The organism is Pseudofrankia inefficax (assembly GCF_000166135.1).
GTDB classification, from domain to species: domain Bacteria; phylum Actinomycetota; class Actinomycetes; order Frankiales; family Frankiaceae; genus Pseudofrankia; species Pseudofrankia inefficax.
In genome coordinates this window covers 3,346,709-3,362,097 of sequence record NC_014666.1, presented here as the reverse complement: position 1 = coordinate 3,362,097, position 15,389 = coordinate 3,346,709, and the positions used below count along the sequence as shown (strand labels likewise).

The 15,389-nt window shown below is 70.2% G+C and carries 12 protein-coding genes and 1 pseudogene; 4 read left to right on the top strand and 9 right to left on the bottom strand.

Annotated features, from left to right (window positions below; genetic code table 11):
* Positions 1-23: 23 nt before the first annotated feature.
* The 6 genes from FRAEUI1C_RS13780 to FRAEUI1C_RS13760 all read right to left on the bottom strand — a co-directional run bounded on the left by FRAEUI1C_RS13780 (position 24) and on the right by FRAEUI1C_RS13760 (position 7,300).
* Positions 24-854, bottom strand: a complete 831-nt coding sequence (locus tag FRAEUI1C_RS13780) for an acyl-CoA thioesterase (RefSeq protein ID WP_013423916.1) — start codon at positions 852-854, stop codon at positions 24-26.
* The gene (locus FRAEUI1C_RS13775; protein ID WP_013423915.1) at positions 848-3,160 is read right to left on the bottom strand and encodes a CoA transferase; all 2,313 of its coding nucleotides are present in this window, start codon (positions 3,158-3,160) and stop codon (positions 848-850) included. Before FRAEUI1C_RS13775 ends, FRAEUI1C_RS13780 begins: the two co-directional genes overlap by 7 nt.
* Positions 3,157-4,389: an FAS1-like dehydratase domain-containing protein gene (locus FRAEUI1C_RS13770; protein ID WP_013423914.1), complete on the bottom strand. Its 1,233-nt coding sequence runs from the start codon at positions 4,387-4,389 to the stop codon at positions 3,157-3,159. The genes FRAEUI1C_RS13775 and FRAEUI1C_RS13770 overlap by 4 nt, the downstream gene beginning before the upstream one ends.
* On the bottom strand, positions 4,386-4,550 hold the full coding sequence (locus tag FRAEUI1C_RS39540) for a hypothetical protein (RefSeq protein ID WP_157734926.1): 165 nt from the start codon (positions 4,548-4,550) through the stop codon (positions 4,386-4,388). The genes FRAEUI1C_RS13770 and FRAEUI1C_RS39540 overlap by 4 nt, the downstream gene beginning before the upstream one ends.
* A 462-nt stretch (positions 4,551-5,012) precedes the next feature.
* Positions 5,013-6,041, bottom strand: coding sequence for a DUF7064 domain-containing protein (locus FRAEUI1C_RS13765; RefSeq protein WP_013423912.1), 1,029 nt, complete (start codon positions 6,039-6,041; stop codon positions 5,013-5,015).
* Entirely contained in the window at positions 6,038-7,300 is a 1,263-nt protein-coding gene (locus FRAEUI1C_RS13760; protein ID WP_013423911.1) for an ABC transporter substrate-binding protein, read from the bottom strand. Before FRAEUI1C_RS13760 ends, FRAEUI1C_RS13765 begins: the two co-directional genes overlap by 4 nt.
* 271 nt (positions 7,301-7,571) lie before the next feature.
* On the opposite strand from FRAEUI1C_RS13760, the gene FRAEUI1C_RS13755 reads away from it, so the two are divergent.
* Together FRAEUI1C_RS13755 and FRAEUI1C_RS13750 are read left to right on the top strand one after the other, a co-directional pair.
* Complete coding sequence (locus tag FRAEUI1C_RS13755) at positions 7,572-8,627, top strand: polyprenyl synthetase family protein (protein WP_232425423.1); 1,056 nt, start codon at positions 7,572-7,574, stop codon at positions 8,625-8,627.
* 88 nt (positions 8,628-8,715) lie between these two features.
* Positions 8,716-9,660: a MerR family transcriptional regulator gene (locus tag FRAEUI1C_RS13750; RefSeq protein WP_013423909.1), complete on the top strand. Its 945-nt coding sequence runs from the start codon at positions 8,716-8,718 to the stop codon at positions 9,658-9,660.
* A 795-nt stretch (positions 9,661-10,455) separates the two neighbouring features.
* Here the strand turns inward: FRAEUI1C_RS13750 and FRAEUI1C_RS13740 are convergent.
* Together FRAEUI1C_RS13740 and FRAEUI1C_RS42170 are read right to left on the bottom strand one after the other, a co-directional pair.
* Positions 10,456-11,121 (bottom strand): hypothetical protein, encoded by a 666-nt coding sequence (locus tag FRAEUI1C_RS13740; RefSeq protein ID WP_232425422.1) that lies wholly within the window; start codon positions 11,119-11,121, stop codon positions 10,456-10,458.
* A gap of 168 nt (positions 11,122-11,289) precedes the next feature.
* Positions 11,290-11,424 (bottom strand): annotated as a pseudogene (locus tag FRAEUI1C_RS42170) (SDR family mycofactocin-dependent oxidoreductase); the annotation flags it as partial.
* A gap of 732 nt (positions 11,425-12,156) precedes the next feature.
* On the opposite strand from FRAEUI1C_RS42170, the gene FRAEUI1C_RS13730 reads away from it, so the two are divergent.
* Positions 12,157-12,900, top strand: coding sequence for an SDR family NAD(P)-dependent oxidoreductase (locus FRAEUI1C_RS13730; RefSeq protein ID WP_013423906.1), 744 nt, complete (start codon positions 12,157-12,159; stop codon positions 12,898-12,900).
* A 608-nt stretch (positions 12,901-13,508) separates the two neighbouring features.
* Positions 13,509-14,180 carry a TetR/AcrR family transcriptional regulator gene (locus FRAEUI1C_RS13725; RefSeq protein ID WP_013423905.1) on the top strand — a complete coding sequence of 224 codons (672 nt, stop codon included), beginning with the start codon at positions 13,509-13,511 and terminating at the stop codon, positions 14,178-14,180.
* A gap of 104 nt (positions 14,181-14,284) precedes the next feature.
* Here FRAEUI1C_RS13725 and FRAEUI1C_RS13720 read toward each other — a convergent pair whose 3' ends face one another.
* A complete protein-coding gene (locus tag FRAEUI1C_RS13720) occupies positions 14,285-15,310 on the bottom strand; it encodes an NAD(P)H-dependent amine dehydrogenase family protein (protein ID WP_013423904.1) in 1,026 nt (341 codons plus the stop codon).
* Positions 15,311-15,389: the final 79 nt, after the last annotated feature.

Genomic DNA, 15,389 nt, shown 5'->3' with positions numbered 1-15,389 from the left:
CCGCAAGAGACCGCGCAGATCTGTCAGAGGCGCCCGGAGCGCGCCGGTCGCATCGGGCGGATCATGCTGTCCTGGGCGAACGACCCGACGAGCTGGCCGCCCGCGGTGAAGATGTCGCCGCGCCCGTACGCCCGGCCGCCGCCCGCGAACGGGCTGTGCTGGCGCAGCAGCACCCAGGCATCCGCGTCGCACGGCCGGTGAAAGGTGATCGTGTGGCTGATCACCCCGGTCGACAGGGTCCGGTGCGCCTGTGACTGCCCGACCCCCTGGTGCGGACGCATCGCGGTCCCGATCAGAAAGCCTTCGGTCGACAGCGCGAGGAGTGCCTGGCTTGTCCCGAGGTCGTCGGGAACGCCGATCCACCGCGACCACACGTCGAGATCCGGCGGCCCGACCTGGTCGGGGTCGCGGACATCCACTCCACCGGCGACGACCGTCCGCCAGGCGCCGCCCTCGTCGCCGCCCGGGGCCGGTGGCGGGCCGGGTGCGCACTCGTCACCGTGCCGGATCAGGTCCGGTTCGTCAGCTGACAGCAGCACCATCGACCGGGCGCATACCGCGTCCTCCTGGCTGAAGGTCACCGTGCCGCTGGCGAACGCTCGGCCCGCCTGGACCCGCTCGATGCTGACGTCCAAGGGCTTGGCGGACGCCCCCGGCCGAGCGAACACCGTGTGCATGGTCTTGACCGACTTCCCCGCCTGGCCGATCAGGGCTGCTACCGCGGACTGCGCCAGAATCTGGCCGCCGAACACGATGGCGCCACCCAGTTGGAGGTTCGCCGCCTGGTAGCTGTCCTCGCCGACCTGCGTCAGCGTCAACGCCGCTCGCAGCTCGTCGAGATCGACCCTCAGCATTCCGGTGCCTCGGCCGCGAGGCATGGCGGGGCGCCCAGCGCGATCGCGGGCTGGCCGAACGGGCGCCACGGGATGCCGATCAGCCGCCGGCGGCCCCACTCGGGGTGTTCGACGGACGTGAAGAAATCCCTGGACCCGAGCGCGTCCGATTCGGGAAGCTGCCGAGGGCCGACGACCTGCTCGGCGGCGACTCCCACCGTGCGCAGGTCGCGCGCGAGGGTCCCGGCGTTCCAGGTGGCCGCCGCGTCCGCCAGGAGGGCGTCGAGGACGCGTCGCCGCTCGAACCGGGCGTGTGCGTCGGCGAACTCCGGACTGCCGAGCGGTTCGCTGCCGAGGATCTTGACGAGCTGGGCGAACTGCTGGTCGTCCGCGACGGAGAGCGCGATCCAGCCGTCCTCGGTCGCGTACACCCCGTTCGGCGCGTACGGGAACATCTCGTTGGCACGGTCGACGTGCGCGTCGCTGTCGGCGCTGAGACTGGCCGCGGCGACGAACTCGTTGAAGTGGGCGACGATGAGGTCCGCCATCGCGAAGTCGACGCCCGCGCCGTCGTTGCCCCGCGGCCCGACGGCCCAGGCCGCCACGATCGTGGCCAGCGCGAACCCGCTGACCAGATCGGCCCAGGGCAGATCGATCTCGGCCTGCTCGCCCTGCTCGTTGCGGGTCAGGTACCCGAGGCAGCAGGACGCCTGCAGGTTGTAGGCATAGGCGCGGTAGGAGGCGGACGGCCCGTCCTGGCCGAAGCCGGACGAACTGACCGCCAGAACGTCCGGACGACGCTTCACCAGCTCGCCCGCCGCCAGGCCGAGCGCGGTGGCCCGCCTGCCCCCGAGGTTCTCGATGACCACGTCCGCGCCCGCCAGCAGGGCGTCGAGGCGCTCGCGGGACTCCTCGAGGTCGAAGGCCACGCTGCGCTTGGAATGGTTGACCAGCGCGAAGTAGGCGGAACGCTCGCCCCCCGCGACCTGGTCGATGTACGGCCCGCGCCGGCGGTACATGTCCAGGCGCCGCAGATCCTCCAGCTTCGTGACCTGCGCGCCCATCGCGCCCAGGAGGGCACCGGCGAGCGGGGCCGCCAGCACGTGGCTCGCCTCGACCACGTGCAGGCCGCGTAGCGACCGGCCGCGGCGCCCCGTGACAGGACCAGTCCCCTCGGCCGCGACGTCGCCCGTCCGCTCCACCTCGATCGGCCGGTACTGGGCACCGACGACCGTCGCCTCCTGCCCGTCTGGAAGGCGCACGGACTCGAAGGAACCCCGGTGGCGAAGCTGGGGCGATTCCAGGGTCTCGGCCGGCGAGTACATGGCCGTCGCCGGCACCCCGTGTGACTGGAGCAGAGTCTCGGCCCGTGTCTTGGTGAGGGTGCGGGTCCACTCGCCGATCCGCCGGTCGATCTCCTCCGGGTACTCGATCCGCGCCGCGGTCGTGGCGAAGCGCTCGGCCCAGTCGGGTGAATCCATGGCGGCGACCACGCCGCGCCACTGATGGTCCTCCATGGCCGAGATACGGACCTGGCCGTCCTGGCAGCGGTAGAAGCTGGCGGGCGCGCCGTAGCGCTTCGCCCCGGCGGGGCCACCGGTGTTGAGCAGCACCGTCGCGATCTCGAGCGTCGGCCCCATCGCGATGGTGGCTTCCACGGCCGACAGGTCGAGGTGCGCCGGCTCGCCGTCCCGGGCGAGGTCGACGGCGTGGCAGGACGCGAGCGCCGCCGCCTGGGCGCAGTTGAGCAGCGACTGGTAGCCCGCCAGCTTGAGCGGGTTGCCCCAGCTCGCGTCCCGCACGGTCGCGAGCATGCCGCTGGCCGCCGCGAGCGTGATCTCCGTCGCGATGTCGTCACGGCGCGCACCGGACAGGCCGAACGCGCTGATCGACAGCCAGGCGCCACGGTTGGCGCCCGCCACGAACGACGTGTACGTCGGGATGTCCCGCAGCGATGCCAGCGGGCCTCGCACGCCCTCGACGCGATCGACGATGACGAGGTCGAACGGCCCGCGGCTGTCGCCGCCGCGAGCGAGCAGCGCCCTGATCCCGGCAACGTCGAGGTCGTTCCCGCGGACGATCCGCTTGCCGCGGTCGAGGATCACCGGCAGGAGACTCACCGGGCCCGCGTTGGTCGAGGTCCTGGGCCGGGCCTGGCGGTGCGGGCTGGCCGGATCGATCACGGTGGTCACCTCGGCGCCGAGACCCGCTAACAGACTGGTCGCGGCCGAGCCGGCGATGCCGTCGCCGAGCTCGAGGATCGTGAGCCCCGCCAGGAAGCCCGCCGGACCGGCCGAGGATGCCTCCGGCCCCTGCGCGCCGGTCATGGCGCGGTCGCCGCGGGCACGTCCTCCGGTCGGAACGCGGGCAGTGCCGCCGATCCGCCGCCGGGAGGCGGGAGGATGACGACCGCCCGCCCGTCACAGGTGGTCTGTCCGCGCTGGTTCACGCCGACGAGGTCGATGGTCACCGTGCGGGCCGCCCGGTCGACCTCGCGCACGGTGCCGGAGACGAAATGGACGTCGCCGAGGTAGTTGAACTTGCGCACCGAGCTGGTCAGCGTCCAGATCCAGGCGTCGTCGCCCATCCAGTTGGTCAGGAGGTGGACCATCCAGGTGGTCCGCATGATCCCGTAGTCGTAGGGCGCCGGATGCCCCAGGCGCTCCGCCCAGCCCTGGTCCCAGTGGCAGCGCTGGGCGGCATCCCAGACACCGAGCTCGTTCCTCAGGTAGAACTTCGGGACGCGCCGACGGTTGCGGTAGCCGATCCGCAACGGGCCGACCCCGTAGTCGCCCATCCCGGTCCCGACGTGCCAGCCGATCACATCGGTCACCGTGAGCGGGCCCTTCACGATCGGGCCGAGCTCGTCGCCGACCTGCACCTCGTCGATGAGCCGCGGGGTCGATCCGCGCACCGTCTCCGCCTCGTAGCAGGCGTCGATGCGCTCGATGTCCTCGTCGCTGAAGGGCGCCCGCTCGATCTGGCGGCTCTTCGCCGTCTTGCGCGTCCCGTCGCGGTCCGCGTGCCAGAAGTCCAGGAACCGGAACGCGTACGGCGACCCCGCGTCGTCCTCCCAGGCGATCCGATGGGACAGCAGCGCTCCGGTGCCGCCGCCGAACACGCTCGTCTTCAGATCGGCCGAGAAGAGCCACTGGGAGCGCAGCAGCAGGTCGCCGGCCCGGACCGGCCTGACGAAGACCCAGCGCTCGCCGCACATGTACTGGCCTATCCCCGCCAGCGGGTCGCCGCCCGCCATCTCCGCCTCCTCGTCGGCCGACCACGCGACCGGCCGCAGGATGCCGGCCGAGGTCGGGTACAGCGGCGGAGCGATCGACGAGCCCCACGACGAGCCGCCGGCATACCCGGGCTCGCTGTACAGCGGGTTGTCGTCGCCGTACCCCTGGGCGAAGTGGCGGAACGAGTCGCTGGAGCACACCTCGTTGTGCGGGCGCCGGGAGCGCCGGACGGGAATCCCGACGCGACGCCGGACGGCCTCGATGGTCTCCTCGTCGAGTGCCCGGGGAGTGGCCTGCGCAAAGGCCTGCACTGGGTTCACTGGTATCGCACCTCCGACCACGGAAGGTCGCGATGGGCGCCGACTTCCGTCTGAATGCGGCAGACATGCTCGCCGGGGACCGCCATGGCGCTCGGCACGGCGGCCTCGACCCGGCAGACCAGGGTGGCGGACTCCCCGACCTCCCCGACGTCATCGTTCACGCCTCACAGCATAACCACTAGTTAAGCTTGATGTCTTAACATCTTGCTTCCCGGGTCAGCGCCACCGAGCGGATCTCCAGCGCTCGCGCCCAAGGAGTGCGACCACGACGCAGACCGGCGGCGTGGGCGTGGCAGCTGACGCGCCGGTCGCCGGACGCCCGGCCCGGACCGCGCGAGGGGTGCCCCGACGATCGTCCCGCCGCCTGTCGACCCGTACCCGCGATGACGCCGCCCTGACCTGGGCGCCTGCCGACGTCCGACCTGGCCTCGGCCGGCCACCGATCGATCCATCGCACGAAGATCTGCGGTGCGCCGGAGCCGCGTCTGACCGGGTTCGCCTCGTCCCGGGGCAAGCAAGATCGCCGTTTTCGCCCTCGCATGGCCGTGACCGCGGCGATTTTGTGACCAGGCGAGGGCCGAAACGGCGATCAAGCCAGCGGGCGGACCTGGCCGGACACGGCGCTAGAGCCGCGCCGAGCGCTCGATCATCCCGTAGGCCTCCTCGTCGCCCCAGCGGAAACTCGCGATCGCGGACTGCAGCAGCGGGAACGTGGTGCCGTCACCGATCGGTCGAGGGGGCCGGAAGGACGAGACGAAGGTCCGGGCCGTGATCCGGATGTCCCCGCGGCGCGTCCGCAGGGTGAACGACACGTCTTCTCCCGCGGGCACGGTACCGGCCAGCCAGGGCGTATCGACAATGCGCGCCGGGAGCAGTTCACCGCCGTCGCGGACCCAGGCCTCGTGGTATTTCACCGCGCCATCCGGGCCGGGGCGGTAGTGAATCAGGCCGAACGCGCGCCCGCTCGGGAAACTCGTCGACGCCCACAGGTGGCCATGAAACTCACCGTAGCCGTTGCGGTTCCCGCCCTTCCGGTGAATGCGCAGGGCACCGCCCGTGAACTCGGTCGTGCCACCCTCGAACGTGACCGTCCCCGTGACCGCGCACAGCTGCTCGAAACGCTGCTCTCCGGCGACATGATGCCCCAACGGTTCGTAGGTGTTCTGAAACCACGGTGGGGCGACGGACCGCGCGGTCAGCTCCACGGCCAGCGGCACCTCGACGGCGTCGCCGGGCCCGAGCCGGTGTTTCCCACCATCGAGGAACCGGCTCACGTCCGTCGATTTCGCGTTTCCAGCGAAACGCAGGCGCCACTGGGCGAACGGCTCGACGCATTCGAACAGCAACGGGCCCGCGCCGAAGATCCGCGGCCTGCCCACGTCGTCGGCGGCCGGATGCGGGGGGTAATCGTCGTTGACCAGCAGCAGGCGACCGCCTGGAAAAGCCATGCACAACGCGGAGGTGAAGGACGTCTCCCAGGTGGCTCCGACCGCCTCGACCCCGATCCGCGGGAAGGCGAAGCGACCGCGGTCGTCCCACACCCACATCGACGCGCCCTCGCGATAGGTCGGCGAGGCCGGGCGCTGCGCGGTCACCTCGTCGATCAGCGGGTTCGCGCCGCCGGAGGCTTCCACTGCCGCCGCGTCGGTCATGACACGGTCCTCCCTGGAACGGCCGCACCGCAGACCGGTGTCGCGCCCGTGACGGGCTGGAAGGCCGTGCCGTCCCACCTGCTGACGAACAGGCAGTCGTTCACGCCGACGGAACTGGTCCTGGTCCGATCAGCGAAGTCGACCCGCACGCTGCCGAACAGACCGGCCCCATCCCAGTCGGTGATCGAACCGAGCGTCTTGATCAGACCACTCGATGTCGCGGTGCCGCTGGTCGCCTTCGCGCCGCGGACGAGGAGCTCGACCGCGGTGAACCCGTCGTAGGTCGCGGCCGACGGCTCCGCCGGCGCGCCGACCGCGCGCAGCGCACGCTGGAAGCGCTGGGTAGCCGGCGTGTTCATCTCGACTGGCTGGTAGGACGTCAGGAAATACGCTCCAGTCGCGTTACGCGCTGTGGCGGGGCCTGCCTTGAGAAGGTCGTTGCCGTAGCCAGACTGCACGGCGGCGAACTTGACCTCGACGCCCTGCTGCCGCAGCCCGGTCAGCACCGCGATCGCGGTCGCGGAGGCCAGCGGCCCCACGAATCCGTCGATCTTCGCGTTCCTCATGGCAAGGACAAGCGGCCCGACATCGGTGCTACCCACGGGCACGGTCGTGTTGAGATAGCCGACCCGCAGACCGGCCACCTCCGCCGACGCGGCATAGCCGCTGGCGGCCTGAGCGGCGGACTTCAGCGAGTAACCCACGCTCGCGACGTTCGACACGCCCTGCTGCTTCAGCAGCTTCCCGATGGTCGTGGCCACCTGGGTCGGCTTGAGATAGCCGTAGGTCGGGAACATGTTGGTGTCATCGATCCAGTGGGGCCCGTCCAGCGCCGGCCCGATCACGGGAATCTGGTGCTGCTGCAGGTACGGAGCAGAGGCGAAGGTCATCGCGGAACCCGTGAGAACCGCGGTGACATGCTGCTGGTCGACCAGCCGCCGAGCGGCGATGACAGCGCCCGCTGGCGTCGAGTTCGTGTCGGCAAGAGTGTATTGGACGTCGTAACCCTGCGACTTTACGTCCTCGATACCCGCCTTGATGCCGTTGAGCGCGGCGTTACCGATCGTGGAGAGCGGCCCGGTGATGTCGGCCAGTACGCCAATCTTGAGGGTGACGGTCGGCGAATTACTGGAGCTGGCCCTACCACTGACTGTTCCCGACGATCCGCCGCAGGCGGCCAGCGCGACCGCGACGGCAGCGAAAAGACTCAGCCCGACCTGGATCCGTAATCGCCGACCGCTACTGCCAGTTCCTAGCACCGGTTGTTCCTTCTCCCCTACCAGGCCGCTATTTCGTCACGTACCCCCTGGCGCCAGGGGCAGGTTGGCACCGCCGAGAGTAAATATAATGCAGAATGCTTACTCTAGGCAGGTCGGCCTGTGGACGTCAAGGACCGCGACCCGGCCCCGGGGACCAGATTTCGACGCACCAATCGACGCAACTTGACCGCGGAGGTACGCTGCCGGTGTGGTAGAGCACGCTGGCGCGGGGGTCACCGCGAGGGTGGCGGACGCTCTGTCGTCGCCTTCCGTGGACGTCGCCGACGCTGTTCATCGCCTGCTGACGGCGTTCCTGGACGCGGAGGCCGCGTCGTTGACGGATCTGGATCCCAGCCTCGAGGTGCTGGTCGCCGTGGCTCGGCAGATGGTCCTCGGTGGCGGAAAGCGCCTGCGGTCCGTGTTCGCCTTCTGGGGGTGGCGCGGCGCCGCCGGACCGGACCGGCCGGTGGCGCCGGTGCTGCCCGCGTTGGGCGCGCTGGAGCTGCTGCACGCGTGCGCGCTCGTCCACGACGACGTCATGGACGACTCCGCCACCCGGCGGGGCCTGCCGACCGCGCACCGAGCGGTAGCCGCCCGCCACGTCGCCCTCGGTTGGCCTGGAGACCCGGACGAGTTCGGGCACCACGCCGCGATCCTCATCGGCGACCTGTGCATGGTGTGGGCCGACCGGCTCGCCGGCAACGCCGAGCTGCCGGCGGCGACGCTGCTCACCGCCCGTGAGGGGTATGACCGGATGCGCCTGGAGGCGATCGCCGGGCAGTTCCTGGACCTGCTCGGCAACGCCGCCCGCGACCCGTCACCCGTCGAGCACGCCCTGCGCGTCGCCCGGCTCAAGACGGCCAGCTACACGGTCGTGAGGCCACTCGTCTATGGAGCCATGCTCGGTGGCGCCACCGGCGACGGGACGCTGGCGCGGGTGTACACCCGCTACGGCCTGGCGGTCGGCGAAGCATTCCAACTGCGCGACGACCTGCTCGGCGTCTACGGCGACCCGCACGTCACCGGCAAACCGGTGGGTGAGGACCTCCTGCGCGGCAGATCGACCGTGCTCGTCGAACTCGCCCGCTCGAGCGCGACCGGCACTGAGGCCGCCGAACTGCGCGCACTGCTGGCTCGCCGCTCGCCGGAGGATCTGCCGCGCCTGGCCGCGCTGATCACGCGGACGGGCGCGGTCACCCAGCTCAACCGGATGATCGCCGAACGAGTCGCCCACGCATTCGCCGCGGTCAACGATGGTCCACTCGACCCGCAGACCCGTGAGGCGCTCTGCCGCCTCGCCACCGCGGCCAGCCAGCGATCCTCGTGACACGCAGGTGGTCGCCGCCGGGCTCCGTCACCCTCGCCTCACCGCGGCGATTCCCCGCTCTGTCACCCATCCGCGGTAGACAAGGCCAGTGAACGAGCCGGACAGCGCCAGCGCGGGAGACGTCGCCCGCCGGCTCGGCATAGCCGTCACCACCCTGCGAACCTGGCATCAACGCTACGGCCTGGGACCCAGCCAGCACTCCCCCGGGCGACACCGCCGCTACACCGAGGCCGACATCGCCCGGCTCGACCTCATGGCCCAGCTCACCGCCCGCGGCCTTCCCGCCGCCGAAGCGGCCCGCACCGTCCTCACCCGCCCACCCGTCCCGGCCGCCCCACCCACCGCCGGACACGACAGCGCCGGACACGACGGCAGCAGCCGCAACGGCGGCGGCCACGACGGCGGCGGCCACACGATCGCGGTCGGCCCAGCCGCCGGCCCTGCCGCCCGCGGCCTCGCGCGAGCCGCGATGCGGCTCGACACCGCGACGATCAGCGGCCTCATCACCACAGCGATACGAGACCACGGAGTCGCCGACACCTGGAACGATCTCCTATGCCCCGTGCTGGTCGGCCTAGGGAAACGCCACGCCGCGACCGGACGGCTCATCGAGGTCGAGCATCTGCTTTCCCGCTGCGTCTCCGAAGCGCTCACCGCGGTACCCCGGCCCGACGACCCCGCCCGGCAACCTCGGCTGTTGCTCGCCTGCGCCGCCGAGGAACAGCACACCCTGCCCCTCGAAGCGCTCGCCGCCGCACTGGCCGAACACGGCGCCACCAGCCGCGTGCTCGCCCCCAGAGTCCCGTCGACGGCGCTCACCGCCACCATCCACCGAACCCGCCCCACCGCCGTCCTCATCTGGTCACACACGCAGGCGACCGGCGACCCCCATCAACTCCAGGCCTGCCTGCTCGGCCGGCACCAGCCCCTGCTCGCCGCCGCCGGCCCCGGCTGGCCGGACCTGCCTCCCACCATCGAACGGCCCGCCGACCTCACCACCGCCCTCGCGCTGCTGCGACCACTCGCCCGCTGATGATCCACCGGCAGACCAGACGTCAACCTGCCAGCTCGTCAGGACTGGTGAAGCGCTGTGCCCGGTCCGCGAGGGCGCTGAAATGGGCATTGACGGCGTCAGGCGTTCAGCGGATCCAGCCGATCCGGTGATCCGGGCCGCGCGCGGTCGAGGCCGCCCGCATCCGCCGGCTGTTCGCCGAGAGCGACGACGTCCCGACCCCTCTCGCCCGCGAACTCCGGGCCTGCATCGACACCGCGGAACGGGCCGGCGTCGCCGTGACCCTCGCGATCCCGGGACCCGACTCGCCCTCGCCCGCGACATCCGCCGGGCACTGACCGAACCGCGTGATCCGGGTTCTCGCCACCGCCCGCGGCTCCGCCCGGGTCGCCCTGATCGGCACAGCGGTCGAACCAGCCGCAGCCCCAACCTCAACCCGAGCCTGAGTCCGAGCCGAAGGCGCCCGCTGAACCTCCGGACGCGGCCGTCGCGGCGGATGACGGTGCGGCGGCCGACGCCGACGGTGGCGACGGCGGTGGGGACGGTGGCGGCGGTGAGTGATGCGCCCTCGCCGCCTGCGGGGAGCGGCATGCTCCCCTGCTCAGTCGGCGCCAATGATTGGTCGGCACGTTGCGACCAGCTGATCTCCCAGGAGACCCAGCTGAGCCGACGAGCGCTGGCTGCCGCCTCCGCTGATGGCCGCGGCGACGACAGCCATGTGTCACGGCGTTTCCCTGTTCCGTGGGTCCGTTCATGGCCGTCTTGTCCGGACGGCGGCCCTGTCGCGATTTCTCACGGGCCTCGGGGCCGGAGCCGTCAGGCGGGGACGACGCGACCGGTACGCAGGCTGATCATCTCGGTCCAGTCGTCGTTGGCGGCGAGCAGGTAGGCGTCCAGGCCGACGGGAACGCTCACGACCACGATGGACCCCGGCTGGAGCGAGAAGGTGTCACTCGCTTCGGTGAGCGGCCGGCGCTGACCGCCCACCAGGACCTGCCAGCCCGGGTCGGAGGCGATCGTGGGATAGCCGCGCAGCGGCTCCGGCAGCCGGCCGCCATCCGGTACGTGGGCGAACAGCAGCTCGTAGCCGGCGGTGACCCGATGGGGATGACGGAGCAGCCCGCTCACGTCGTCCGGGGCGAGCTGGTTTTCGAGGCTTTCGAAAAGCACGGCATCGTTGATGGACGTGACTACCGCCGTCGCGTCCAGGTCGACGGAGAACTTCGGCCCGACCACCCGGGCGGTCGCCGGGTCGACCGGAGTGCCCTGCCCACCGACGAGCATGTGGAAGTCACCGATGGAGCCAAACTCCAGCACCCGGGCGGCGTCCGCGTCGATCACGATGTCCGCCGGGCGTGGCCCCGCGGGAACGAGATGCCTGGCGTGCGAGCACGCCGCCGCACCGGTAAGCACCACGGCCAGGACAGCGGCATACACGGCCGAGGCGACCGACCGCGCACCGGCATTCCGTGCATAGATCACCCGGCCACGGTGACACACGGCGCAGGCATATCGGTTGGACCGTCACATTCCCGACGAACCCGGCGGAGTGTCCCGGTCCGACTTCCAGGGGATCACCCGGCTCACCGCCGACGAGCTGTGTGCGCTGGACGGAAGAGCATCCACGTGGACCTTCTCCGCGGACCGGGAAGCGGAGCGATCAGTCGTGTCGGGACTGGGGATCGGCATCGCCTGCAGCACCGGGAACGCCAGCTCCGCGTCCTCGCGGGTCGGGTTCTCCAGGTCGGGGCGGAACGTCTTGTAGAAGCGCTCGTTCCGCGGTAGGCCGTGACCTTCCCGCGGGCGTCGGTCGTCGAGGCGAGCAGGCCCGCGGGTTCTGTTCCTCGACCGACGGCGGTCTCGGCGCCGACGGTGTAACTGGAGCCGGTCGTGGTGCCGCCGGGGAACGCGGCGGCAGACGCCGCAGTGCCGCCAGCGCGGCCCTTCAGGCGGGACTAGCCGGCTCGCCGCCGTTCGCCTACGCCAACTCGGTCTAACCGCGCAGGTCAGGGTCGCCGAACTCACAGTTGATGATCAATATGGATGATTGACGCCGTAGTGGTGGACGCGTGGCCGGCGGCACTGGAAGGCCTGTGTGGTCGAGTCGGGGCGCGGTTCGGGCGGGCCGAGCCGCCGCGGCGGGTGGCCGAGTATGTGTCTGGGCTGGTCGCGCGTCTTGATGGACACCGCCGGTGCTCGGCCGACCTCGAGACCTCGCGCCGCTTGACCGCAGCCCGAGCCTGATGTTAGACATCTGCCTAACGACATTGGCCAGTCGCCTGACGAGGTCGTCGGCAGCGTTCCTGGCAGCTGATTCTCGGCGTTATCCGGAGGAACGCGGACACGATCGCGGCACTGCTGGCGCCCATCCGCCTGACGGCGTGGAGGGCGATTGATCGTTTGAGCGTCCGACGGACCACAGGCCCCGCGCGACGACAGCAGCCACCGGATCGCCTGTCTGCGGTCTACGCGGGTATGTCGGCTGGCCGGACGTGACTGAGAAGGGACCAGAGCAACATGACGCGTGTGGCCTTAGTAACCGGCGGTGCGTCGGGCCTAGGAAGTGCCGTCTGCGGCCACCTGGCGCGAGCAGGACGGCGGGTAGCCGTGCTCGACCGTGACGGTGCCGCCGCGAAAGACGTCGCAGAACGCCTACGGGCCGAGGGCGCCCAGGCGATGTCCACCGAGGCCGATGTCTCGGATCGGGCGGCGGTGGATGCCGCGCTGGACCGTGTCCGCGCAGAGCTTGGGCCCGTCGATATTCTCGTCACCAGCGCCGGGATCTCCGGGTTCGTGGCGTTCGAGGAGATCAGCCTCGAACTGTGGGAGAGGTATCTCGCGGTCAACCTGACCGGTACCTTCCACTGCATCCAATCGGTCGTACCCGACATGGTCGCGGCCGGCTGGGGTCGTATCGTGACGATCTCGTCCGCGGCCGGGCAGACCGGCACCGCTCGGCAGGGGCATTACTCGGCCGCGAAGGCTGGCGTGATCGGCCTGACCAAGGCCGTCGCGCTCGAGTACGCTGGCCGCGGCATCACGGCGAACACGATTCCGCCTTTTGCGGTGGACACCCCGCTAATGCGTGGCGCTCAGAGCGACCGGAACATCCCGAGGACCGAGACTATCTCCCGGATGATCCCTGCCGGCCGGATCGGCACACCCGACGACATCGGTGCCACGGCCGCCTTCCTGTGCTCGGAGGCGGCGGGTTACGTCACCGGCCAGATCATCGCGGCGAATGGAGGAGCGGTCCTGTAGCCGGCCCTCCTCGCACGGCCCGACCGGGTGCGGTTCCACCAGGCGAGACCGCAGCCGGTGGAGCGGCCGAGAACCATTCCGGCGACAACGCCCGAGACCGACCGCGGTAACAGACCGCGCCCGCGCCATCCGGGCGCGAACCACCGCGCCGCCGCACCTCGGAGTAGACCGCCTGCTGGGCGAGTGTCGATCAGGCTGTGCAGCGAGATCCGCGCGAGCCCTCGACCCGGCTAATTGCCAGTCGCGCCTACGGTCGGTTCATCGGTGTAGCAACCGAGGCAAAGGCGTTTCCACAGTCTTGGCGTTTTCGGCCGCGCCACCTTAGAGCTGCAGGCCTCATTGTCAGACAAGGACTATCGCCGCCGGGTATCCTTGAGTCTTGTTCCACGTATCGGTCATGGATGGCGTATGCCCGTAGTCGGCGGGATCGTGGGCGGTCGATCGGATTCGAGGCCCCGCGTCGCCGACATCTTTGTCGCGACCAGACCGGCGATCTGCCACCGGTAGACGAATCACTCTGACCGGAGGCAATGCTGTCACCTTGCTGACCAGCGGTACGATGGGCACATGGCCGAGACTGTGGTGACCCGTAGCTCCAGGGCGCGGCGGTGAATAGCGACAACGTGGAGGCCGGCAACCGTCCCGAGTCCCCTCCGGACGGCGCCCCCGCCGGCTCGCACCGACGTGGCCCGGAAGACTCGGCGACCCGGGCCATGCTGGTCGACGCGGCCGAGCAGCTCATGCTCGAGGAGGGCTATGCCGCCGTGACGACCCGTCGGGTCGCCACGCTCGCGGGGATCAACCCCGGACTCGTGTACTACTACTTCGGCCCTCTGGACAATCTGCTGTTGGCGGTGTTCCGGCGCGGGGCCGACCAGATCCTGGCGCGCCAGTCGCGCGCGGTGAACTCCCCGGAGCCGCTACGCGCGATGTGGGAGCTCGCGAGCGACAGCCGCGGCACAGCGTTGCTCGTGGAGTTCATGGCCCTCGCCAACCACCGCAAGGCCATACGTACGGAGATCGCCAACTACTCCACCCGGTTCCACGAGACCGAGCGGGACGTGCTGTCCAGGCTCGTCGAGGATGAGCAGGTCGACCTCGGTGGAGTTCCGCCGAGCGTGGTAGCGCTGCTCATGGCCAGTATCGGCCGCTTCCTGGTCATGGAGAGCGCCGTCGGCTGCACTACCAGCCACGCGGACATGTGGGCCTACATCGAGGACCGGCTGCGGCGGGCCGAGGCTCAGCGGGCAGAGCACCCTCTTCCGGCCGAGCCGGGCTAACCTCGCGATAGCGACTACCGGCCGGTCGTGCCGTCCTCACTAGTGAGGACGGCACGACCGGCAGCAGGTGGCCGGCATGGCCGGCGGTTTCGTGCGTTTCGGCGTCAGGAAGCGATGGACACCGATCGTGCCGTGATCAGGGGCAGCTCGTCGATGGTGACGAGTCCTGGATGCGCGGCGACGACCGCGGGTATGGCGTTGACCGCCGGATTCGCGGTGCTGGCGCTAAAGTCATCGCCAACGGCCGGGGGGTCCAATTCGTAACGTACGCGGACGTTGGGTACTCCACGCACCTCGATGACATAGCCCTCCGCGATCGGCCAGTCTGGCTCCATGGCGTCGCCGAGCCTCCAGAGCAGGCCCAGCTCCACGAACGGCTTACCGTTGACGATCCCCTGCCACACTCCCTTGATCCCACACACCATGCCCTTTGCGATCTGCATGTACCCGAGGTCTAGGTCCTTCGTCGCGACGCCGAATTCGGGCGCGTATCGGACGTCGTCCAGCTCGACACCGAGTGCCTTGGCCGTGACTTCGACGGCGTCTTGGAAGACGAGCTGGCGCTTACGTGCGGTCTCGGCCAGTCCAGGGGTGTCAGGAGGCGATCCGAACCCCACCGAGCGCCACGTCTCGGCGGACGGGTAGGGGGTGCAGTCGGCCGCTTCGAAGATGGACAGCCGCTCTACCTCCCGGCACACGGCCGCCACAGTAAGGCCCACCGCGCTCGCCTGGCCCGGGTTGACACCTGAACCGTACAGCGAGACGCCTCCGTTCTTCGCTGCCTGGTCCAGCCGTCGCATCTCCTCCTCGCCGTAGGAATGACCGGTGATGAAGTTGGCCGTCGAGATCACGTTGATCCCGGCCTCGAGTAGCCGCACCATTTCGTCGACACTCCAGACCAGCGGCATGTAGAGCACGACGTCGGGCCGCAGTGCGATGAACTCGTCGAGGTCGCCGGTCGACGTGATCCCGAGCGGCGGCAGCTTGCACAGCTCACCGACGTCCTTTCCGACCTTGTCCTTACTCCAGGCGAAGCAACCCACGAGCTCGAGACCGGGGGTCGCCAACACCGCACGAACTGCGGGCCTTCCCACTTCCCCCGTCGTCCACTGCGCGACACGTATAGCCATGAATGATATTCCCCTTCGGTAGGGCCTCGAACGCCACCCGATCTCTGGAAGGCGCATCAAGCAGAAGATCGTAGGTGCG